Origin of the sequence: Paraburkholderia sp. 31.1, from assembly GCF_014397645.1 — a bacterium.
Classification (GTDB): Bacteria; Pseudomonadota; Gammaproteobacteria; order Burkholderiales; family Burkholderiaceae; genus Paraburkholderia; species Paraburkholderia tuberum.
Genome location: NZ_VZQN01000270.1, coordinates 1 through 245 on the forward strand (window position 1 = coordinate 1; position 245 = coordinate 245).

Annotated in this window: 1 protein-coding gene; it reads left to right on the forward strand. The window is 59.6% G+C overall.

Annotated elements, in window-relative coordinates; all coding sequences use genetic code 11:
- A partial coding sequence (locus F6X37_RS38205) for an IS4 family transposase (RefSeq protein WP_316252041.1) occupies positions 1-245 on the forward strand: 245 nt, incomplete at both ends.

A 245-nucleotide genomic window follows, 5' to 3' on the forward strand; every position in this document is an offset into this window, starting at 1 on the left:
GGAAATCGAAATCTATTTCCATGTCCTCAAGAATGGCTGCGAAGTCGAGACCCTGCAATTGGCCGCTGTCGACCGGATTGAGCGCGCGCTGGCCTTGTTCCTGGTGGTGGCTTGGCGCGTGACGTATCTGATGCGCAAAGGCCGGACCTGTCCGGATCTGGATGCCGCCTTGTTCTTCGATCCGGACGAAATTCGTGGCGCCCACCTGCTGGCCAAAAAGAAGATGCCGACGCCGCCGCCCACTG